Source organism: Stutzerimonas stutzeri (assembly GCF_024448895.1).
Taxonomy (GTDB): domain Bacteria; phylum Pseudomonadota; class Gammaproteobacteria; order Pseudomonadales; family Pseudomonadaceae; genus Stutzerimonas; species Stutzerimonas stutzeri_Q.
Window position 1 is genome coordinate 120,088 of sequence record NZ_JAMOIC010000007.1, and the last position, 18,892, is coordinate 138,979.

Sequence of the window (18,892 nt, forward strand, 5' to 3'; positions counted from 1 at the left end):
CCATCAGCCGCTTCGATTGAAGATGTTGATCACCAGACGATCCAACAGCCCCCACATGCGCTGATAGATGCGCTGGCTCAGCGGTCGCGAGTGCCACTGTTGAAGATCGATTTCGATACTGCGGGAGAAATCATCCTCGAAACTTTTGGCCACCGAGGCACTGAAAGGCCGATCAAGGGTTTCGAGATTGGCTTCCAGATTCCAGCGCAGGTTCCAGTGATCGAAGTTGCACGAGCCCACACTGACCCAGTCGTCGACCAGTACCATTTTCAGGTGAAGAAAGTGTGGCTGATATTCATGAATCCGCACGCCAGCTCGCAGCAATCGCGGGTAGTAACGCTGTCCCGCGTAGCGAACCGAGGGGTGATCGGTATTGCGACTGGTCAGCAGCAGCTGGACGTCGACGCCGCGTCTGGCCGCGTGCATCAGCGCCCGACGCACGCGTCCAGTGGGCAGGAAGTAAGGCGTAGCCAGCCATATTCGATGCTCTGCGCGTCGCAGGTTGCGCAACAGACTGTGGAGGATGTCGCGATGCTGGCGAGCCGCCGAATACGCAACCCGCCCCATACCTTCGGCAAGTAACGGATTGGCCGGCACCTTGGGCAATCGTTGCGGCAGCGGCAGTTGCCAGATGCGTTTTTTCAGGCACAGCGTCCATTGCACGTCGAACAAGCGACGCCAGTCCGCCATCAAGGGGCCGGTGATTTCCACCATCGCTTCGTGCCAGTGTTCGTCTGGTTGTTCCGGACTCCAGAACTCGTCGGTAGCCCCTGTACCGCCGACATAACAGTGGCTGTCGTCGATCAGAATCAGCTTGCGGTGGTCCCGGTGCAGGTTACGAAACTTCAGATTGAGCTTGAGGGGGTTGTACAGGCGCAATTCGATGCCCGCATCAACCAACCGCTGCCGGGCTTTCTGTCCAAGCTTGAGGCAGCCGAATCCATCGAACAGGCAACGTACCCGCACCCCGCGCTCGGCGGCGACTACCAGGGCGTCGAATAGCCGCTCGGCACACTGCCCGTCCTCGACCAGATAAAGCTCGATATCAACCCGCCGCTCGGCAGCCTCGATGCTCGCCAGGATACGTGGAAAGAATTGCGGCCCGTCGATCAGCAACTGGAAGCGGTTGGCGTCTCGCCAAGGGAAAACCTCCCCAGCAAGCATCATGGTCGGCCGCTCCGCAGAGGCGCCGAATACCGGCCGAGAATGGGGATGCAGCTCAATAGTGAAATCCTTGTCCAGATGGATACGCCGAACGCAGAAGGCGTGATCGTCTCGTAAGAGGTAGACGGATGCTCGGTCTGTTGCAGCACGCCTGTTATAGGTCCGTGACGCCGCGATAGGTTCCCGAGCGTACCCGTTAGCTCAATGTCCCTGCACCTCGGCAGTCAGCCCAAACGCCGCTGCAGCCTGGGCAAGGCGTTTGGCTTGAGCACCACGCGCCAGCAGCAGTACGCCTCGATCTCGCTGCCAGAGCTGTAGCCAATTTGCCGGCCCCTTGGCCAGCGCGGCGTCGACGTCATTGGTAAGGGTTTCTAACTGCACACTCAGCGAAGCCAGCAGGAGATGTGTGGCTGCGTCCATCGGCGACAGTCTTGAGACTTCCGCCGCCCCGGCCAGAATCCCGGTCAACTGCAACTGCAGCCGTTGCGGCCAGCCGCTTTCGAGCCCGACGCCATAGAGCCAGCTGACCAGCGCCGTCAGCACGTGCAGGTCTTCCAGTGTCCTGAACGGCTTGACGTAGTCGTCCCAACCATCTCCGGCCAGGCGCTTGCAGGGCGCACTATCCAGAGCCAGGCGCCCGTGGGGGATGTCGGGAACCAATGGCAACGCCGGGCCGGCTTCGATGACCACGCCTCGCTCCCCGCAGCCGACCACGCACAGACTGAGCCGCGGAGGCTCTCCCGGCGCTTCATCGCGCGCCGGAACCAGCAACCAGCTCGCAGCCGCGCCCGTGATAACGAAATCTTTGCGCCCGGTCACCTGCAGCCCGACCAGTCGCGCCTGCATGTCAGCCGGACGCAGCTTTCGCTCCTCGGTAGCACACATCGCGCCAAGCCCTTCGGGCGCCGCCGGCCAGAGGCGACGCAAGGCCGCCTGATAGCCCGCGAGAAATGCCAGACCGGGCGTCGTCGCCAAGCGCCCGCCCAGCACGGCAAGTTCAAACGGGCCTGCCGGGCCACGCGCTTGCAGGGCGGCATACCAATCGTCCAGCGCCGGGGATTGCGGCAGCCGTTGCAGCGGACCGAGCAGGTCATGCCAGAGCATCGATGGACTCCACAGTTCAGCGAAGGATGGTCCCGATGTGCCGTCATCCAAGCATCATCGATTCGTAACCGCCGTGACACCGCCCCTGCCTAGCCTGAGCCGGCATCACTGATTGACGGAACGCCAACCATAACAATCAAGCGCTCCGAATGCATTGCCACGCCAAGGCTGACCAGGAGACAGGGCATGACGACCATCGATTTCCCTCGCATCACCCGACGCCTGCAGGCAGAGCGTCTGCACGGACATGCCGCGCTTCGCGAAGCGCAGGGTCTGCGCTATCGAGTGTTCAGCACCGAGTACGGAGCGCTCCTGCACGGCGCTGAAACCGGGCTGGACAGCGACGAGTTCGACGCTCACTGCAGCCATATCGGCGTGCGCGACCTCGACAGTGGCGAGCTCGTCGCTACCACACGGCTGTTGGACAACCTGACGGCACGAGGCCTCGGACGCTTCTACAGCGAAGGGGAATTCAACCTGGACGGCCTGGCGGAACTGGATGCGCCGATCCTGGAGATCGGACGCACCTGCGTGCACCCGGCCTACCGTAACGGTGCGACCATCGCAGTGCTCTGGGGCGCGCTGGCCGACGCCCTGAACCAGGGCGGGTATCGTTACCTGATGGGCTGCGCAAGCATTCCGATGCGCGACGGCGGAGTTCAGGCCCAGGCCGTCATGCAGCGCGTCCGCGAGCGCTACCTGAGCACCGAGCTGCTGCGTGCCAGTCCAAGGAACCCCCTGCCGGCGATGGACGTGTCGGAGAACGTAATCGCCGAGACACCTCCGTTGCTCAAGGCCTACCTGCGCCTCGGCGCGAAAATCTGCGGTGAGCCTTGCTGGGACCCGGACTTCCAGGTCGCTGACGTTTTCATACTGCTCAAGCGCGACGAACTCTGCCCGCGTTACGCCCGGCACTTCAAGGCCGCAGTTTGATGCCCAGGATCAGGCTCTACGCGCGTATAGCCCGGCTGGGCTCGGTCGTGTTGATCGGGCTGCTTATGGCGTGCGGTTTGAAACTGCGATCGCTGATCGGCGCCGCGCCGCGACAGGCGACCCGCCACCGACTTTGCCGATGGTGGCTCGCCCGGTTGGCAGCGGCCCTGCCATACGAGGTCCGTCTGACTGGCGTCCCGCCGTCTCAGCCGGCGCTGTGGCTCGCCAATCACCAATCCTGGGCAGACATTCCGCTACTGGGCAGGCTGCAGCCGATGGCGTTCCTCTCCAAGTCCGAGCTACGACATTGGCCGCTGCTTGGCTGGCTTGCAGCCGAGGCAGGAACGCTGTTCATCAGACGGGGTGGCGGGGACAGCGGCACGCTCAATCAGCAACTGGGCGGTGAGCTCGAACAGGGTCGCAGCCTGTTGATCTTCCCTGAAGGAACCACCACGAACGGCACGCTGCTGCGCACTTTCCACTCTCGATTGCTGGCATGCGCCATTGAAACCGGTACGCCGATCCAGCCGGTCGCGATCCGCTATGTGCGCGACGGCGAGCTTGATTCCATATCGCCCTTCATCGGTGACGACGACCTGCTGTCGCACCTGTTCAGATTGCTGGCGGCCGACATCGCTATCGTGGAGATACAGCTGCTGCAGCCGATCGACAGTCGGGACATGGAGCGCAACCGACTCGGTCGTGCCTGCCATGCAGCCATCGAGGATGCGTTGTACGGTCCCGCATGCGTTCGCGAAGCCGCCTGATGCAAGCTGACCGCAAGCTAGCGCTGCTAGACTCGGCGCATGAACTATCTCGCACACCTTCACCTTGGCGGTTCGCAGCCTGGCGCGCTGCTGGGCAGCCTCTACGGTGACTTCGTCAAAGGACCCTTGCAGGGCCGCTGGCCCGCCGATGTCGAGGCGGGCATACGCCTGCATCGGCAGATCGACGTTTTTACCGATAGCCATCCCGTGGTGCTGCAGGCCAAGCAGCGCTTCCCTCGTGAGCGCAGACGGTACGCAGGAATTCTGATCGACCTGTTTTTCGATCACTGCCTGGCGGCCAACTGGCACGACTACGCAGACATGCCTCTCGATGCTTTCACTTCACGGTTCTACCGGATATTGCGCGAGGAAGCCGAGTTGCCCGGTTCGCTGGCACTTATCGCGCCGCGTATGGCGGCGCAGGACTGGCTCGGCAGTTATCGGGAATTTTCGGTCATGGAACAGGTGGTGGCGGGCATGTGCCGACGCCTGTCTCGGCCAGAAGGACTTGCGGGCGGCGCCGCAGAGCTGGAGCAGCTATACGTGCCGCTCCAGCAGGACTTCCATGAGTTCTATCCGCAGCTACAGGCGTTTGCCCGGAACGGCGGCTGATCAGTCAGAACAGTGGATGGCGCAGCCTCAGCCGCGTAACGCTGCAGCGAATCCTTCCAGCCAGGGCTCGGCGTCGGTTTCAGGTGTTACTGTTTCGCTGGCATCCAGACGCAGCATTTCCATGACTTCCCGTACACCGAGCTCGGCGTAAAGCTCCCGGATCAGCTCGCCACCACCGCAGAAGGTGTCGCCATAGCTGGCGTCGCCCAGCGCAATGACGCCGCCAGGCAACCCTTGCCAGGCTGGAAACTGATCGCGGATAGCCGAATAGAGCGGCACGAAGTTGTCGGGTAACTCGCCCATGCCGGTCGTGGCGGTAACCACCAGTAACGCTTGCGGACCGAACGCCTGGATCTGTTCAAGTTGCGCACGCGGATCGTGCCAGGCATCAAAGCCCGCCGCCTTGAGTACCGTGGCGGCATGACGAGCGACGTCTTCGGCTGTGCCGTAGACCGTACCGGAGAGGATGGCGACTTTCATGCATGGGCTCCATTGCAGATTTTAAGCGCAGCATTATGCCGCATCCGACACATATGGCTGGGATCGCCACCTCTACACTTTGCCACCAGTGCCGGGAATTAAATCAGAGGAATATTGTCGCAAAGCGGTCCTGGCAGAGGATCTCGCGGACCGTCTCAACAGTTGAGCGCTCCGGAGCGACAGAGGCATGGGCAGGACTGACCTGCTGCCCTTGAGAGGGAAATCGAAATGCCGAAAAAGACCGTTCTGACCAGCGCCGAGCTGGCCTATATAAATGACCTGGTGAGCAGTACTTCGGCCGAGTCCGGTGAAACCCGTGCGGGCTTCAACGTCGACGGCGGCGAAAAGGCCAACGGCCTGCTCCTGCAGCTGGCCGCCAAGGCCAACCTGACCCTCGAAGCCGAGCTCGAAGACTATTGCATGTCGTTTCCGCTGAGGCTCAATCAGGATGAGTTCCAAGCCATTCACCTGCGGCTCGCCCCGCCGACCATTTACGAACGCGGGCCAGTGCTGCGGGCTTGGCGCCTGCATCTGGACGAGCCATTGCCGCTGCTCTCGGATGACGGCAACAAGACAGCGTTGAGCGTCCACGAGTTATCCCCAAATGGCCTGTTGGTGGACGTCGGCTCGAAACAACAGGCGCCCAAACATCTGCACATGCATCTTGCGATTCCGGGTGAGGGCTCGCTCGAGATCGACGCACACCGAATCCGCGATGCCGAAGGCGGTATGACCGCATACGAGGTGGAATACCCGCAGGACAAAGACGCCGAGCGTATTCGCTCCTATCTTTATGAACAGCATCAGCGGCTTCACCCGGACCTGCAGCCGGAACTGCCGAACGAGATGCTCAATGGCACGCCCGAGCACTCCTGAAGGCGCTGTACCGGGGTCCGGCGCAGACTGGTGTAAGCTGGCGCACCCTGCCTGCCGCGCTTCTTTCGCTGTAGGCAAACTTCACATTCTTAATCCGACGCCGTGAAAACCATGACCCAGCCATCGGCCCCGATACTGATCACCGGCGCCAGCCAGCGCATCGGCCTGCATTGCGCTGAACGCTTGCTCGACGAAGGGCAACCAGTCATCGTCAGTTACCGCACGCCGCGTGCAAGCCTGGATCAGCTCCGCGAACGCGGCGCCATAGCCGTGCCGGCAGACTTCTCGGGCGCAGCCGGCATCCTCGCCTTTATCGCTACGCTGAAGCAGCACACCACCGCGTTGCGCGCCATCGTTCATAACGCGTCGGACTGGCACAGCGAGACGCCAGGCGAGGAAGCCGCAGTGTTCCAGCAGATGTTCGAGGTACACATGCTCGCGCCCTACCTGATCAACACCCATTGCGCCGAGCTGCTGAATCACGGCGGCCCGGCGGACATCATTCATATCAGCGATGACGTCACCCGTGTCGGCAGCAAAAAACACATCGCCTATGCGGCCAGCAAGGCCGGACTGGACAACCTCACGCTGTCGTTCGCGGCACGCCTGGCGCCGGCCATCAAGGTCAATGGCATCGCCCCGGCCCTGATTCAGTTCAACGAAGGCGATGACGAAGCGTACCGCCGCAAGGCACTGGCAAAATCAGCCCTCGGCATCGAGCCCGGCGCCGAGGTGATCTACCAGAGCCTGCGCTATCTGCTCGATAACCCTTACGTCACCGGCACCACCCTGAGCGTCAACGGTGGCCGCCATCTGATCTGATACACAAGGAACCAATGCCTCGACTGGAACCCACGATGGCGCGAATCCGCGTCAAAGACCTGCGCCTGCGCACTTTCATCGGCATCAAGGATGAAGAAATACGCAACAAGCAGGACGTGCTGATCAGCTTGACCATGCTCTATCCCGCCGCCGAAGCGGTGCGCGACAACGCCATCGAGCATGCGCTGAACTACCGCACCATTACCAAGGCGATCATTCAGCATGTCGAAGACAATCGCTTCGCGCTGCTCGAACGGCTCACGCAGGAAATCCTCGATCTGATCATGCTGCATCCACAGGTGCGCTACGCCGAGGTCGAGGTCGACAAACCCCATGCCTTGCGTTTTGCCGAATCAGTATCGATCACCCTTGCTGCTCACCGTGACTGACAGACCTCAATCCAGACGCGCTGCTCGCGGCCCGCTATAGCCCTTCGGCGGTAAACGACGTGCGGGCTCCACTGCATGACCCGACGGACGCGCTAATAGTGTTTGGTCGTATGGCCCAAGGCACCGGTCAAGGTTATGATCCGCCGACGTCTGCAACGCCGAGACCCATGTAATGAATGATCAAGAACGCACCGAACTCGAAGCCGCCGCCTTCCGCCGCCTGGTTCAGCACCTGCGCAGTCGCCCGGATGCCCAGAACATCGACCTGATGAACCTGGCTGGCTTCTGCCGCAACTGCTTGTCGAAGTGGTACAAGGCCGCCGCCGATGACCTGGAGATCGAGGTCAGCATCGACGAGGCTCGCGAGGAGGTGTACGGCATGCCCTACGCGGACTGGAAGAAGCGCTACCAGAAAGAAGCGACACCCGAGCAACAGGCCGCTTTCGACAAGAGCCAGAAACCATGAGCAGCCTCAGGGATTTTCGCGCCAGCCTGCGCAACCGGAACCACCCCTTCAGCGAGACGTTGGCGTTCATCTCCAACGCTTACGACTATCAGCCGAGCCGCTTCTTCAACGGCAATGTGGAAAACGCGGCCGGCGAAAACGAAGGGTCGTGCAAGGCGCTTGGACTGGCGGTTCTTGAAGGATTTTCTACCGAAGAAGCTCTGCTGGCGTTCGGCGAGCACTATCAGTCGGTCCTGGAAAATCCAAGTGGCACCGACCATCGCAACATACGCGCACTTATGGAAACCGGGCTGCCAGGCGTGCGTTTCGGCCAGCAACCGCTGAGACGCAAGCCCGTCAACTTCGAAGAGAAATAAAAAAGGGCCGGCCATGCACTTGGGGAAGGCTTGATAACGGACGGCCCTGAAACCAAAGAGGCGTTTTCGAGGCCAAGTCTCGCCTTCAAACGCAACGCCGGCCATTCGGCAATCTCCATGGACCGGATAGCTGACGGCTATTGGACTGCTTGCCTAATCCGAGCCTTTTCCCCTACGGGCAAAGCCGGTAAGGTCCGGCCCGTTCCCATCCTGAGTGAGCCCCATGCCCATTACCGCCCTTTCCGGCCCGCAGTACCTGCGTGAAGGCCTGAAGCTGATCCTTAGCCCCGGGCTACGGCTGTTCGTGATACTCCCGCTTACGGTCAATCTGCTGCTGTTTGGCGGGCTGATCTACTTCGCCTTGCGTCAGTTTGGCGGCTGGGTCGATGTGTTCATGCCAAATCTGCCAGAGTGGCTGATGTTTCTGGAGTACATCCTTTGGCCGATGTTCGTAGTGCTCGTCGTGCTGATGGTGTTCTTCACCTTCACCATGCTGGCAAACATCATCGCCGCGCCGTTCAATGGGTTTCTTGCTGAAAAGGTCGAAACCGTAGCCCGTGGCGAAGACAGCTCCCCGCCTTTCAGCTGGGCCGAGCTGCTAGCGATGCTGCCACGCACGATCGGGCGAGAAGCCCGCAAGCTGGCCTATTTCGCACCGCGTGCGCTGGCATTACTGATCCTTTCATTCATTCCCGTGGTCAATCTGGTCGCCGCCCCCCTGTGGCTGTTGTTCGGGATATGGATGATGGCGGTCCAGTACATCGACTATCCCGCGGACAACAACAAGATGAGCTGGGCGGAGATGATGGTCTGGCTTCGGCAGCGACGCTGGAAGAGCCTGAGCTTTGGAGCGGTGACTTACGCTGCGCTGCTCATTCCGGTATTGAATCTGCTGATCATGCCGGCAGCGGTTGCAGGCGCGACGCTGTTCTGGGTTCGGGAAGGCGGGAAGAAAAACCTGGTGCCGGTGAAGGGCGAGTAGCCCGGCTTGATCAGGTAAAACTGCCCCGCGGCGCGAGCGGCTGAACGCACCGCGGGCAAATCGGATAACCCTTAGGCCAGGGTTTTCAGCGCCTCACGGCTGAACGGCAGAATGTCCTGCATGCGGCCTTCGCGCACTTTCAGTGCCCAGTCCGGATCGCAGATCAACGCACGTCCGACCGCGACAAGGTCGAACTCTTGCTTGTTCAGCCGCTCGAGCAGGCCCTCGATATTGGCCGGCTGCGCCACCTTGTCGGTCTTGACCATGAACTGCAGGAATTCACCGTCGAGGCCTACGCTACCCACGGTGATCGTCGGCTTGCCGGTCAGCTGGCGAGTCCAGCCGGCGAGGTTAAGCTCGGAACCTTCGAATTCGGGTTCCCAGAACCGTCGCGTCGAGCAATGGAAGATGTCGACGCCCGCAGCCGACAATGGCGCGAGAAATTCCCCCAGCGCTTCTGGCGTTGTGACTAGGCGAGCGGTGTAGTCCTGCTGCTTCCACTGCGAAAAACGGAAGATGATCGGGAAGTCCGCGCCTACTGCAGCTCGTACGGCCTCGATCAGTTCGATTGCAAAGCGCGAGCGGTTGGCCAGACTGCCGCCGTATTCATCGGTTCGTTGATTGCTGCCCTCCCAGAAGAACTGATCGACCAGATAGCCATGCGCGCCGTGAATTTCCACGCCATCCATGCCGATTGCCTTGGCATCGGCTGCGGCTTGGGCGAAGGCAGCAATCACCTCCCGGATGTCGTCTTTGGTCATACCATGCACGACGACCTGGCCGTCCTTGAGCTTTTCCATCGGACCGTAACCCGGGACATCGGCTTCTGGCTCGGTGCCTATCCGGCGCACATTACCCACGTGCCAGAGCTGCGGAACGATCTTGCCACCCGCGGCATGCACTGCATCGACAACGCCCTTCCAGCCGGCCAGCGCATCCTCGCCGTAGAATCGCGGCACATGGGGGTAACCATTGGCAGCCTTGTGCCCGACAGTGGTGCCCTCGGTAATAATCAAGCCGACCCCTGAGGCAGCACGACGGCGGTAATACTCGACCACGTCTGCTGTAGGCACGCCATTCGGTGAGAAGGACCGCGTCATCGGCGCCATCACCACGCGGGTAGGCAGCTGCAGGGTGCCGAGCTGGAACGGTTGGAAAAGAGCGTTTACGGCGGCAGTCATCGTGTTCTCCTATGGATCGAAAAAAAGGCGACCGGTCGTCTAACCGTTCGCCGAAAAAAATCAGCGAAACGTCAGCAGTCGCTCCAGCTGGGTCAGAAAAATTTCCAGAGGCGCGACCGAGCGGCCCACCTTCATTCGCAGCAATGCGCCTTCCCAGGCGTTGCCGATAAACTCGGCAAGCGCCTGACAGTCAGTATCGGGATCGAGCGCTCCCTCATCTCGAGCCTGCTCTAGGCAAGCCGTGAGTATGGCGACAGACCTCAGCAGAATGGATTCGACACGCTGACCAATTGGCTGCGAAAGCTCAGCCATCTCGAAGCTCAGGCTTCCTATGAAGCAGTGATACTCCGGGCATTCCTGACGAGAGAAGTGCGCCAGCAAATCGGTGTAATAGGCAAGGATGCACTCGCACGGGCGCAACGCCTGACCTGAAAGAGCCGCCTGATAGCGTCCGAGCCGAGGGGTGTAGATATGCTCCAGCGCCTGCAGGGCAAAATCTTCCTTGCTGGCGAAGTAATGATAGAACGACCCCTTGGGTATACCGGCGGCCTGGACGATCTCCAGCACACCGGTGCCGTGATATCCACGCCGGGTCATGACCTGCGCGCCTTTGGCCAGGATGAGGTCACGCTTGTCGTTTCGAGCTTGGCTGTTCATCGACCGAGCATATGACCGGTCGTCTCGGGCTGACAGCATTATCCATGGCGCTTATTTTGGAGACATCGCAGTGACGATGGCGTTAGCGGGGATCTTGAATGAGGGAATGGAAGGACTGGAGCCAGACGCAGCGGCGAGCTTCGCGTCTGGCTGAACAGATCAGGCGAGTGCGCTTTCGATCGCCTGAATCAACGCTGGATCATCCGGTGCCGTGCGGGGCGAAAACCGAGCCAGTACGCGCCCGTCTTTGTCGACGAGAAATTTCTCGAAATTCCAGCTGATATCGCCGGGGAAATCCGCTCCCTCGCCCACCAGCAAGCGGTACAACGGGTGCCGCTGAGGCCCATTGACCTCAAGCTTACTGCTCAGCGGAAAACCAATGCCGTACTGCTCGCTGCAAAACTGCAGAATCTCGGCATCGCTACCTGGCTCTTGTGCGGCGAATTGATTGCACGGGATGCCCAGCACCCCGAAACCACGATCTCCATAGCGCTCGTGCAGCTCTTGCAAGCCCGCGTACTGTGGGGTCAAACCGCATTCGGAAGCGACGTTGACGACCAGCGTCAGCTGGTTCTTGAAGGGTGCAAGGGGCAGCTCCTGGCCAGCGAGGCCAGGTAGAACCAAATCATGGAACGCGCTCATCTCACTTCTCCAGAGGGTAAAAAAAGCGCTCCGGCAATACCGAAGCGCTTCCATTGCTCGATCACCAGGATCGACGCCAGTCGCTGCCTGCTCGCCTTATCGGCGATTCATCAATGGTGATGGCCACCTTCGCCATGGACGTGACCATGGGCGATTTCTTCGTCGCTGGCTTCGCGCACTTCGACGATCTTGACTTCGAAGTTGAGGCGCTGTCCAGCCAGCGGATGATTGCCGTCGACGATCACATCATCGCCTTCAACATCGCGGATAGTGACGATCTGCATGCCGCCGTCCGGGCCTGATGCATGAAACTGCATGCCGACTTCCAGCTCGTCGACACCTTCGAACATCGCACGGTTGAGGGTGGCGACCAGCTCCGGGCTGTATTCGCCGTAGGCATCCTGCGGCTCGATGGCGACTTTCACCTCGTCACCGCCCTGCTTGCCTTCAAGGGCTTTTTCCAGACCAGCGATGATATTGCCTGCACCGTGCAGGTACACCAGCGGCGCGCCGCCGGCAGAGCTGTCGATCACTTCACCGGCATCATTGGTGAGTGTGTAGTCGATTGACACAGCCTTGTTAGCGGCGATCTGCATGAGGCGAAACCTTTATTGAGGAATGTGATGCCAAAGTCTAACCGCGAGCTGCGCCGATTGCGAACCGAGCCCGGATAAACGGGACCAGCCATCGCGCTACGCACTATTCCGTCCGCCCTGCGTCGGTGGGTGTCGCATACAACCTTTGGAGAGCATCGAAACGGCTCAGTCTGTGACAGAATCCGCGACGCAAACTAAGCGATCTATATCAACAATTACCACGCACCCAAGGAGCACCGATGTCGGCTCGAAACATCCTGGTGATTAACTGCGGCAGCTCGTCGATCAAGTTCGCTCTGGTCAACGAAACGCAATCGACCTTCCCTTTGCAAGGCCTGGCCGAACGCCTCGGCAGCCCGGAAGCGGTGCTCCATTGGCAATTGGGCGATGCGAAACAGAGCCTGGACATTCCAGGCGCAGACCATCGTGCAGCGCTGGAAAAACTGCTGCCACTGGCACAGGATGCCGCGGGCGGTAAGCTCGACGGCATCGGCCACCGGGTCGTGCATGGAGGTGAGCATTTCACCGGCTCCAGCCTGATCAACGAACAAGTCCTCCAGGCCATTCGCGACAGCGCCCAGCTGGCGCCGCTGCACAACCCGGCCAACCTGGTCGGTATCGACGCCGCCATCACGCTGTTCCCCGGCCTGCCGCAAGTCAGCGTGTTCGACACGGCGTTTCATCAGACGATGCCGGAACACGCATTCCGCTACGCGGTGCCGGAATTCCTCTACAAGGAGCACAGCGTTCGTCGTTACGGCTTCCACGGCACCAGCCACAGCTATGTGAGCAAGCGCGCCGCCGAGATGGCCAATCTGCCGGTAGACGACAGCTGCTGGCTTACCGCTCACCTGGGCAACGGCTGTTCCACCTGCGCCATCGTCAACGGCGAAAGTCGCGACACCAGCATGGGCCTGACTCCGCTGGAAGGCCTGGTGATGGGCACCCGCAGCGGTGATGTAGACCCCAACCTGCACAGCTACCTGAACCGGACACTCGGCTGGAGCCTCGAGCAAATTGATCGTGTGCTCAACCATGACAGCGGCCTGAAGGGCCTGTCGGGGCTGTCAAATGACCTGCGCACGCTGCAGGAAGCGCGGGCCGCAGGACATGCCGGCGCAAACCTGGCATTCGAAGTCTTCTGCTATCGCCTGGCCAAGTCGCTGGCGAGCATGGCCTGCGCGCTGCCGAAGCTTGACGGGCTGATCTTCACCGGCGGCATCGGCGAGAACTCGACCGCCGTGCGTTCCCGCACCCTCGAACACCTGAAGCTGTTCAATTTCAAGCTGGACGAAGAAGCCAACGCGCGTTGCATTCGTGGCGTCGGCGGGGAAATCCAGGCTCAGGGCAGCCCTCGGGTACTGGTCGTACCCACCAACGAAGAACGCCAGATCGCGCTGGATACGCTGGCGCTGCTCGACGCCTGATAGCGCGCCGAACGTCATGCTCATTGCACGGACCCGACGACCGCACCCGGCGTCGGGTTTCGTCTACCTGGCATCCCCCTTCGCTAGATAGGAGATCATCATGCATACGCTATTTCTCGCCCCCTGCGGTTTCGGTGGCGGCCTCAACTCCATCAGCCTCGGCTTGATTCGTGCTCTCGAGCGCGCCGGGCTGACGGTCGGTTTCTTCAAGCCGATAGCCCAGCCCTTCCCGCTGGACCAGGGCCATGAGCGCTCCTGCGTACTGGTGGAACGCACGCTGAACATCACATCGCCCGAACCGATCCCGCTGGAGCAGGTAGAACGTCAGCTGGCTGACGGCGAGCTCGATCTGCTGTTGGAAGACGTGGTCAGTCGCTACCAGGACGTCGCCGCAGGCAAGGACGTAGTGATTGTCGAAGGCATGGTGCCGACGCGTGAGTTCAACCACACATCGCGTATCAACACCCATCTGGCCAAGAGCCTGGACGCCGAAGTCATCCTCATCGCCGCCCAGGGCGGCGACACCCTCAAGCGTATGGCCGAACGCATCGAGATCCAGGCGCAGCTGTTCGGCGGCGCCAAGGATGCCAAGGTTCTGGGCGTGATCCTCAACAAGGTCAAGAGCGATGGCGGCGTACCTGCTTTCGTCGAGCAGCTCAAGGCCCAGCTCCCGGTGCTGGGCACTGCGGACTTCCAGCTGCTCGGTGCGATTCCATTCGACGAGACGCTCAATGCGCTGCGTACCCGCGATATCGCCGAGCTGCTGGGTGCCAAGGTCCTTCACGCCGGCGAGGCGGAACAGCGCCGCGTCAACAAGATCGTGCTGTGCGCCCGGGCGGTTCCAAACACAGTACAACTGCTCCAGCCCGGCGTTCTGGTCGTCACACCAGGCGATCGCGACGACATCATCCTGGCAGCAAGCCTGGCTTCGCTGAATGGCGTCGAGCTGGCCGGCCTGCTGCTGTGCAGCGACTTCGCGCCTGATCCGCGCATTCTTGAACTGTGCAAGGCGGCACTCGACGGCGGTCTGCCGGTGATGACAGTGCAGACCGGCTCCTACGATACCGCCACCAACCTATTCGGATTGAACAAGGAAACCCCGGCTGACGACATCGAGCGCGCCGGCAAGGTCACCGACTTCATCGCCCAGCACCTGCAACCGGAGCTGCTGCAGACTCGCCTGAGCACGCCGCGTAGCGAGCTGCGCCTGTCACCTCCGGCGTTCCGCTATCAGTTGGTCAAGCGTGCCCAGCAGGCGAACAAACGTATCGTGCTGCCCGAAGGCAACGAGCCACGCACCATTCGCGCTGCCGCGATCTGCCAGGAGCGCGGCATCGCCCGCTGTGTATTGCTGGCCAAGCCAGAGGAAGTTCAGGCAGTCGCTCGTGAGCAGGGCATCAACCTGCCGGCAGGCCTGGAGATTCTCGACCCCGACCTGATCACCAATCAGTACGTTGAGCCCATGTGCGAGATGCGCAAGGCGAAAGGCCTGACGCCTGACGATGCCCGCGAACAACTCAAGGACACCGTCGTCCTCGGCACTATGATGCTGGCTCTCGATGAGGTGGACGGGCTGGTTTCCGGCGCTGTACACACCACCGCCAACACCATCCGCCCAGCGCTGCAGCTGATCAAGACCGCGCCGGGCTACAGCTTGGTTTCTTCGGTGTTTTTCATGCTGCTGCCTGACCAGGTGCTGGTCTATGGCGACTGCGCGGTTAACCCCAACCCGTCCGCTACCGAGCTTGCTGAGATCGCCCTGCAGAGTGCCGAGTCCGCCGTCGCCCTCGGCGTTACGCCGCGCGTGGCCATGATCAGTTACTCGACTGGCACATCGGGCAGCGGCGCGGAGGTGGAAAAGGTTGCCGAAGCCACGCGCATCGCTCAGGAACGCGCACCCCAGCTACCTATCGACGGTCCGCTGCAGTACGACGCAGCATCGGTCGCCAGCGTTGGCAAGCAGAAGGCGCCGAACAGCCTCGTCGCTGGCCAGGCCACCGTGTTCATCTTCCCCGACCTGAACACCGGCAACACGACCTACAAGGCCGTCCAGCGCAGCGCCAACGTAATCAGCGTCGGGCCGATGCTCCAGGGCTTGCGCAAGCCGGTCAACGACCTGTCACGCGGCGCCTTGGTGGACGACATTGTCTTCACCATCGCGCTGACCGCGCTGCAGGCCGATAACCAGAAAGCCTGATTCGCCATACGCCCGGCCGCAACGGCCGGGCGTAGCGAATATTTCAGCAACGTTTTTGCCTTGCAGTTCAGCGCGCAATCAGTACGCTTGCCGCCTTTATTGACGGATATACGAGCCGATCGATGCTGAGCGTCCTTCCCGCCCCACTCAAGGGCGTCCTGGCTGGCCTGACCCTGGCACTCAATACCCTGTTCTGGTGCTGGCCGCTTTTTGCCCTTTCGCTTCTCAAGCTGGCGTTACCTGTTCCGCGTATCCAGCGCGCCTTGCGCTTTGGCATGCACTGGATCGCCGAATCCTGGATCGCGGTCAACAGCTTCTGGATGGATCAGGTCCACCGTATCGAGTGGGACGTACAGGGCCTGGACAAGGTCGACATGGGCCACTCTTACCTGGTCACCAGCAATCACCAGAGCTGGGCAGACATTCTGATGCTGCAATACCAGCTGAACCGGCGCATGCCGTTCCTGAAGTTTTTTCTTAAACAGGAGCTGATCTGGGTGCCGGTCATTGGCCTGTGCTGGTGGGCGCTTGAATTCCCCTTCATGAAGCGCTTCAGCAAGGAGTACCTGGCCAAGTACCCGGAAAAGCGTGGCGAAGACCTGGCGACCACCCGCAAGGCCTGCGAGCGCTATCGCACCAACCCGGTATCGGTCTTCAACTTCATTGAGGGCACTCGCTTCACAGAGGACAAGCACGTCGAGCAGGGATCGCCCTACCGCTATCTGCTCAAGCCGCGCGCGGGCGGTATCGCGTTCGTGATCGATGCCATGGGCGAGCAGCTGACCGCGCTGGTCAACGTCACCATTCACTACCCGGACGGCAATCCAAGCTTTTGGGATCTGCTTTGCGGAAGGGTCAGCCGGGTCGTGATGCGAACCGATGCACAGCCAATCCCGCCAGAGTTCCTGCGCCGCAGTTACGATCAGGACGAACGCTATCGGCTGAGCTTCCAGGAGTGGGTCAATGAGCTATGGAGCGCCAAGGATGCAGAGCTCGATCGGCTCCATCAACAATACCCGCCGAGGCGCCAGGCCTCGGACTGAGAGACGACCGGCTAGCTGGTCGTCTGGTGCTCCAGGTTGTTCCAGTCCACCTTGCGGGGAAACTCCAGAGCATCTTCGACCGCCAGACCCGGGGCCACGAGAAAGCCCTGCATCACTTGACAGTCATGGGCCAGCAGCCAGTCGCGTTGGGCAAGGGTCTCGACCCCTTCGGCGATGACTTCCAGCCCGAGATTCCTCCCGAGATCGATGATGGTGCTGACAACTGCGGCATCGCGCGGCGAATCGAGCATATTGGCGATGAACAACCGGTCGATCTTCAACGTGTCCAGATCGAAATGACGCAGGTAAGCCAGTGATGAATAGCCTGTACCGAAGTCGTCGACTGCTACTCTGACACCAAGCTCGCGAAGCTGGCGCAGCTTTTCGCAGCTCTGCTCCAGGTCCTGCATCAGCGCACCTTCGGTCACCTCCAGCTCCAGCTGGCGCGGATCGAGCTGGTACTCGTCAAGCAACCGGCGCAGTTCATCGATCAGCCCAGCGCGGCCGAACTGCACCGGGCTGACGTTGAAGCTCAGCACCAGCTTGTCGCCGAATCGCTCACGCCAATCCCGGCACTGAGCCAGGCCTTCACGCAGCGCCCACTCGCCAACCCGATCAATCAGCCGAGTCTCCTCCAGCAACGGAATGAAGACGTTTGGCTCAACTACGCCGCGACCGGCGTAGTTCCAGCGCAGCAGTGCCTCGAACCCGCGCAGCTCACCACTCTCAACCATGATCTGCGGTTGATAAGCCAAGGCGAATCCATTGCGCTCGATGGTGCTGCGCAGGTTTTCTTCCATCATCAGGCGCGCATGGGCGCGGCCGTTCATTTCGCTGGAGAAGAACCGGTACTGCTGACGCCCGTTGCGCTTGGCTTCGTACATTGCCATGTCAGCCGAGCGCAGCAGCTCTTCCACGCTCTGCCCGCAATCGGGGAAATGGGCGATTCCGATACTGGCGCCGAGCGTCACATCGGTGCCTTCAATGGTATGGCGCACCGAAATCAGTTCGATCAGCTTCTCGGCGACCTTGGCGGCATCTTCGGGATGATCCAGGGAATCCAGCAGCGCGGTGAATTCGTCCCCGCCCATGCGCGCGATGATGTCGTAGGGGCGCATGCAGGCTTCCAGCACACGTGCAACGCGGCACAGAATCTCATCGCCGGCGTCGTGCCCAAGCGAATCGTTGATGCGCTTGAAGCCGTCGAGGTCGATATAGAGGATCGCCATGCGCTTGCCGTTCCGGTCCACCCGCGCGAGTGCCGAATCAAGCGCCTGGTGGAATCCGCGCCGGTTGAGCAATCCCGTAAGCGAGTCGGTGACGGCCTGGGTTTCCAGCTGCACGTGCAGATTGCGCACCACCGACATGTCCAGCGCTATCACCACCATCGACCGCTGCTGCCGGGGCAGCGGCGACGACGACAGGGCTACCGGCAGCGTGCCGCCATCGGCGGTGTACAGCTGTGCTTCGTGCAACCGGTAAGTGTTGCCGCTGCGCCATTGCTTGTAGAAATCAGTATCGCGCCAGGCATCAGGCATCTGCGGAGACGCGAGGTGCTTGACCAGCGGCGTACCTTGCAGATCATCGACGCGGCTGTGCAGCATTTGCGCGATCGCCGGGTTGGCGAAGCTGATGAAACCATCCTCTCCGACCACGAGGATGCCTTCTGCAGCGTTGTTCAATACCGAAGCATTGAATGCTCGCGCACTGTCGAGTTGCTGGCTGAGCAGTTGCAGATCACGTCTGTTGTGCTCATGGCTGAGCAACGTATTGATCTTGTGCTTGAGCACCTGTGGATCGAAGGGCTTGAGAATGAAATCAACTGCGCCCGTCGCATAACCACGCAGCACCGACTCGCGGGTATGCGCGATCGCGGATACGAAGATGATCGGCGTATACCGTGCGTGAGGACTTCCGCGCATCAGTCGCGCCACTTCGAAGCCGTCCATGCCCGGCATCTGCACATCCAGCAGCACCAACTCCACATCCAGATCGAGCAACGCCTGCAGCGCAGCCTCTCCGGAGTTCACCGTATGGACCTGCCAGTCGCCATCACCGAGCAGCGCTTCCATTGCCACCAGGTTGGCTTCTCGGTCATCGACGACGAGCAGGGTACGCGTCCGCGGTTCAGATTTGGCCTGTGCCCGAGCCATTACCTAAGTCTCCAGGCGAGAGCAAAGCAGATTCCGACTTCGATT

Annotated in this window: 20 protein-coding genes; 12 read left to right on the top strand and 8 right to left on the bottom strand. The window is 61.1% G+C overall.

What is annotated here, in order from left to right; genetic code table 11:
• Positions 1 to 3 precede the first annotated feature (3 nt).
• Positions 4 to 1,164 carry a phospholipase D-like domain-containing protein gene (locus NA619_RS10875; RefSeq protein ID WP_255962006.1) on the bottom strand — a complete coding sequence of 387 codons (1,161 nt, stop codon included), beginning with the start codon at positions 1,162 to 1,164 and terminating at the stop codon, positions 4 to 6.
• A 201-nt stretch (positions 1,165 to 1,365) separates the two neighbouring features.
• Positions 1,366 to 2,268 (bottom strand): acyl-CoA dehydrogenase, encoded by a 903-nt coding sequence (locus NA619_RS10880; protein WP_255961886.1) that lies wholly within the window; start codon positions 2,266 to 2,268, stop codon positions 1,366 to 1,368.
• A gap of 186 nt (positions 2,269 to 2,454) precedes the next feature.
• Between NA619_RS10880 and olsB the strand changes: the two genes are divergently transcribed.
• The 3 genes from olsB to NA619_RS10895 are packed head-to-tail and all read left to right on the top strand — an operon-like array spanning position 2,455 to position 4,580.
• Positions 2,455 to 3,201: an L-ornithine N(alpha)-acyltransferase gene (gene olsB / locus NA619_RS10885; RefSeq protein ID WP_255961887.1), complete on the top strand. Its 747-nt coding sequence runs from the start codon at positions 2,455 to 2,457 to the stop codon at positions 3,199 to 3,201.
• On the top strand, positions 3,201 to 3,968 hold the full coding sequence (locus tag NA619_RS10890) for a lysophospholipid acyltransferase family protein (RefSeq protein ID WP_255961888.1): 768 nt from the start codon (positions 3,201 to 3,203) through the stop codon (positions 3,966 to 3,968). Before olsB ends, NA619_RS10890 begins: the two co-directional genes overlap by 1 nt.
• 39 nt (positions 3,969 to 4,007) lie before the next feature.
• Positions 4,008 to 4,580 (top strand): ACP phosphodiesterase, encoded by a 573-nt coding sequence (locus NA619_RS10895; RefSeq protein WP_255961889.1) that lies wholly within the window; start codon positions 4,008 to 4,010, stop codon positions 4,578 to 4,580.
• A gap of 27 nt (positions 4,581 to 4,607) precedes the next feature.
• Here the strand turns inward: NA619_RS10895 and NA619_RS10900 are convergent, their stop codons facing one another.
• Positions 4,608 to 5,060, bottom strand: coding sequence for a flavodoxin (locus NA619_RS10900; RefSeq protein WP_255961890.1), 453 nt, complete (start codon positions 5,058 to 5,060; stop codon positions 4,608 to 4,610).
• A 228-nt stretch (positions 5,061 to 5,288) separates the two neighbouring features.
• Between NA619_RS10900 and NA619_RS10905 the strand changes: the two genes are divergently transcribed.
• From NA619_RS10905 to cysZ, 6 genes are all read left to right on the top strand, one after another.
• Positions 5,289 to 5,936, top strand: a complete 648-nt coding sequence (locus NA619_RS10905; RefSeq protein WP_255961891.1) for a PilZ domain-containing protein — start codon at positions 5,289 to 5,291, stop codon at positions 5,934 to 5,936.
• A gap of 111 nt (positions 5,937 to 6,047) precedes the next feature.
• Positions 6,048 to 6,758 carry a dihydromonapterin reductase gene (gene folM / locus NA619_RS10910; RefSeq protein WP_255961892.1) on the top strand — a complete coding sequence of 237 codons (711 nt, stop codon included), beginning with the start codon at positions 6,048 to 6,050 and terminating at the stop codon, positions 6,756 to 6,758.
• A 14-nt stretch (positions 6,759 to 6,772) separates the two neighbouring features.
• Positions 6,773 to 7,147, top strand: a complete 375-nt coding sequence (gene folX, locus NA619_RS10915) for a dihydroneopterin triphosphate 2'-epimerase (RefSeq protein ID WP_255961893.1) — start codon at positions 6,773 to 6,775, stop codon at positions 7,145 to 7,147.
• A gap of 172 nt (positions 7,148 to 7,319) precedes the next feature.
• Positions 7,320 to 7,613: a DUF1244 domain-containing protein gene (locus NA619_RS10920; protein WP_255961894.1), complete on the top strand. Its 294-nt coding sequence runs from the start codon at positions 7,320 to 7,322 to the stop codon at positions 7,611 to 7,613.
• The gene (locus NA619_RS10925; protein WP_255961895.1) at positions 7,610 to 7,969 is read left to right on the top strand and encodes a HopJ type III effector protein; all 360 of its coding nucleotides are present in this window, start codon (positions 7,610 to 7,612) and stop codon (positions 7,967 to 7,969) included. Before NA619_RS10920 ends, NA619_RS10925 begins: the two co-directional genes overlap by 4 nt.
• A gap of 223 nt (positions 7,970 to 8,192) precedes the next feature.
• Positions 8,193 to 8,951, top strand: coding sequence for a sulfate transporter CysZ (cysZ, locus tag NA619_RS10930; protein WP_255961896.1), 759 nt, complete (start codon positions 8,193 to 8,195; stop codon positions 8,949 to 8,951).
• Between the two features lie 71 nt (positions 8,952 to 9,022).
• Here the strand turns inward: cysZ and NA619_RS10935 are convergent, their stop codons facing one another.
• The 4 genes from NA619_RS10935 to NA619_RS10950 all read right to left on the bottom strand — a co-directional run bounded on the left by NA619_RS10935 (position 9,023) and on the right by NA619_RS10950 (position 12,027).
• On the bottom strand, positions 9,023 to 10,132 hold the full coding sequence (locus NA619_RS10935) for an NADH:flavin oxidoreductase (RefSeq protein ID WP_255961897.1): 1,110 nt from the start codon (positions 10,130 to 10,132) through the stop codon (positions 9,023 to 9,025).
• 60 nt (positions 10,133 to 10,192) lie between these two features.
• The gene (locus tag NA619_RS10940) at positions 10,193 to 10,789 is read right to left on the bottom strand and encodes a TetR/AcrR family transcriptional regulator (protein WP_255961898.1); all 597 of its coding nucleotides are present in this window, start codon (positions 10,787 to 10,789) and stop codon (positions 10,193 to 10,195) included.
• 159 nt (positions 10,790 to 10,948) lie between these two features.
• Positions 10,949 to 11,431, bottom strand: coding sequence for a glutathione peroxidase (locus tag NA619_RS10945; protein WP_255961899.1), 483 nt, complete (start codon positions 11,429 to 11,431; stop codon positions 10,949 to 10,951).
• A 110-nt stretch (positions 11,432 to 11,541) separates the two neighbouring features.
• Positions 11,542 to 12,027 (bottom strand): FKBP-type peptidyl-prolyl cis-trans isomerase, encoded by a 486-nt coding sequence (locus tag NA619_RS10950; RefSeq protein ID WP_122165598.1) that lies wholly within the window; start codon positions 12,025 to 12,027, stop codon positions 11,542 to 11,544.
• Between the two features lie 239 nt (positions 12,028 to 12,266).
• Between NA619_RS10950 and NA619_RS10955 the strand changes: the two genes are divergently transcribed.
• The 3 genes from NA619_RS10955 (at position 12,267) to NA619_RS10965 (ending at position 16,694) form a co-directional block, all read left to right on the top strand.
• Complete coding sequence (locus NA619_RS10955) at positions 12,267 to 13,454, top strand: acetate kinase (RefSeq protein WP_255961900.1); 1,188 nt, start codon at positions 12,267 to 12,269, stop codon at positions 13,452 to 13,454.
• A gap of 100 nt (positions 13,455 to 13,554) precedes the next feature.
• Complete coding sequence (gene pta, locus NA619_RS10960) at positions 13,555 to 15,651, top strand: phosphate acetyltransferase (RefSeq protein WP_255961901.1); 2,097 nt, start codon at positions 13,555 to 13,557, stop codon at positions 15,649 to 15,651.
• Between the two features lie 122 nt (positions 15,652 to 15,773).
• Complete coding sequence (locus tag NA619_RS10965; protein WP_255961902.1) at positions 15,774 to 16,694, top strand: acyltransferase; 921 nt, start codon at positions 15,774 to 15,776, stop codon at positions 16,692 to 16,694.
• Positions 16,695 to 16,705: 11 nt separating this feature from the next.
• On the opposite strand, the gene NA619_RS10970 is transcribed toward NA619_RS10965, so the two are convergent.
• Positions 16,706 to 18,847, bottom strand: coding sequence for a putative bifunctional diguanylate cyclase/phosphodiesterase (locus NA619_RS10970; protein WP_255961903.1), 2,142 nt, complete (start codon positions 18,845 to 18,847; stop codon positions 16,706 to 16,708).
• Positions 18,848 to 18,892: the final 45 nt, after the last annotated feature.

Bases quoted from the DNA above. Each gene is read 5' to 3' on its own strand.
- NA619_RS10920 (WP_255961894.1), top strand. From the start codon at position 7,320: ATGAATGATCAAGAACGCACCGAACTCGAAGCCGCCGCCTTCCGCCGC.
- NA619_RS10940 (WP_255961898.1), bottom strand. From the start codon at position 10,789: ATGAACAGCCAAGCTCGAAACGACAAGCGTGACCTCATCCTGGCCAAA.
- olsB (WP_255961887.1), top strand. From the start codon at position 2,455: ATGACGACCATCGATTTCCCTCGCATCACCCGACGCCTGCAGGCAGAG.
- NA619_RS10970 (WP_255961903.1), bottom strand. From the start codon at position 18,847: ATGGCTCGGGCACAGGCCAAATCTGAACCGCGGACGCGTACCCTGCTC.
- NA619_RS10880 (WP_255961886.1), bottom strand. From the start codon at position 2,268: ATGCTCTGGCATGACCTGCTCGGTCCGCTGCAACGGCTGCCGCAATCC.
- NA619_RS10900 (WP_255961890.1), bottom strand. From the start codon at position 5,060: ATGAAAGTCGCCATCCTCTCCGGTACGGTCTACGGCACAGCCGAAGAC.
- NA619_RS10890 (WP_255961888.1), top strand. From the start codon at position 3,201: ATGCCCAGGATCAGGCTCTACGCGCGTATAGCCCGGCTGGGCTCGGTC.
- folX (WP_255961893.1), top strand. From the start codon at position 6,773: ATGCCTCGACTGGAACCCACGATGGCGCGAATCCGCGTCAAAGACCTG.
- NA619_RS10925 (WP_255961895.1), top strand. From the start codon at position 7,610: ATGAGCAGCCTCAGGGATTTTCGCGCCAGCCTGCGCAACCGGAACCAC.
- NA619_RS10955 (WP_255961900.1), top strand. From the start codon at position 12,267: ATGTCGGCTCGAAACATCCTGGTGATTAACTGCGGCAGCTCGTCGATC.
- NA619_RS10945 (WP_255961899.1), bottom strand. From the start codon at position 11,431: ATGAGCGCGTTCCATGATTTGGTTCTACCTGGCCTCGCTGGCCAGGAG.
- NA619_RS10950 (WP_122165598.1), bottom strand. From the start codon at position 12,027: ATGCAGATCGCCGCTAACAAGGCTGTGTCAATCGACTACACACTCACC.
- NA619_RS10965 (WP_255961902.1), top strand. From the start codon at position 15,774: ATGCTGAGCGTCCTTCCCGCCCCACTCAAGGGCGTCCTGGCTGGCCTG.
- NA619_RS10875 (WP_255962006.1), bottom strand. From the start codon at position 1,164: ATGCTTGCTGGGGAGGTTTTCCCTTGGCGAGACGCCAACCGCTTCCAG.
- NA619_RS10935 (WP_255961897.1), bottom strand. From the start codon at position 10,132: ATGACTGCCGCCGTAAACGCTCTTTTCCAACCGTTCCAGCTCGGCACC.
- NA619_RS10905 (WP_255961891.1), top strand. From the start codon at position 5,289: ATGCCGAAAAAGACCGTTCTGACCAGCGCCGAGCTGGCCTATATAAAT.
- cysZ (WP_255961896.1), top strand. From the start codon at position 8,193: ATGCCCATTACCGCCCTTTCCGGCCCGCAGTACCTGCGTGAAGGCCTG.
- pta (WP_255961901.1), top strand. From the start codon at position 13,555: ATGCATACGCTATTTCTCGCCCCCTGCGGTTTCGGTGGCGGCCTCAAC.
- NA619_RS10895 (WP_255961889.1), top strand. From the start codon at position 4,008: ATGAACTATCTCGCACACCTTCACCTTGGCGGTTCGCAGCCTGGCGCG.
- folM (WP_255961892.1), top strand. From the start codon at position 6,048: ATGACCCAGCCATCGGCCCCGATACTGATCACCGGCGCCAGCCAGCGC.